Source organism: Fenollaria sp. C0166D3, from assembly GCF_056590255.1.
In genome coordinates this window covers 1-688 of sequence record NZ_JBWPVU010000021.1, presented here as the reverse complement: position 1 = coordinate 688, position 688 = coordinate 1, and the positions used below count along the sequence as shown (strand labels likewise).

1 rRNA gene is annotated in these 688 nt (G+C 50.6%); it reads left to right on the top strand.

The window, feature by feature from the left end:
* A 23S ribosomal RNA gene (locus tag AC1EJ0_RS08155) occupies positions 1-688 on the top strand; the annotation flags it as partial.

Below are 688 nucleotides of genomic sequence, written 5' to 3'. Positions count from 1 at the left end.
GTGGGATACCACTCCTGTAGTGCTGGAATTCTAACCTTGAGCCGTAAACCGGTTTAGGGACACTGTCAGTTGGGCAGTTTGACTGGGGCGGTCGCCTCCCAAAAAGTAACGGAGGCGTTCAAAGGTTCCCTCAGCACGGACGGAAATCGTGCAAAGAGTACAAAGGCAGAAGGGAGCTTAACTGCGAGATAAACAGATCGAGCAGATGAGAAATCAGGACTTAGTGATCCGGTGGTACCACGTGGAAGGGCCATCGCTCAACGGATAAAAGCTACCCTGGGGATAACAGGCTTATCTCCCCCAAGAGTTCATATCGACGGGGAGGTTTGGCACCTCGATGTCGGCTCGTCTCATCCTGGGGCTGAAGTAGGTCCCAAGGGTTGGGCTGTTCGCCCATTAAAGAGGCACGCGAGCTGGGTTCAGAACGTCGCGAGACAGTTCGGTCCCTATCCGTCGTGGGCGTAGGAAATTTGAAAGGAGCTGTCCTTAGTACGAGAGGACCGGGATGGACAAACCAATGGTTTATGAGTTGTAACGCCAGTTGCATAGCTCAGTAGCTACGTTTGGAAAGGATAAGAGCTGAAAGCATCTAAGCACGAAGCCCCCCTTAAGATAAGATTTCCTTTAAGTAAGACACCTTGAAGACCACAAGGTAGATAGGCAGTAAGTGTAAGAGTAGTAATACTTT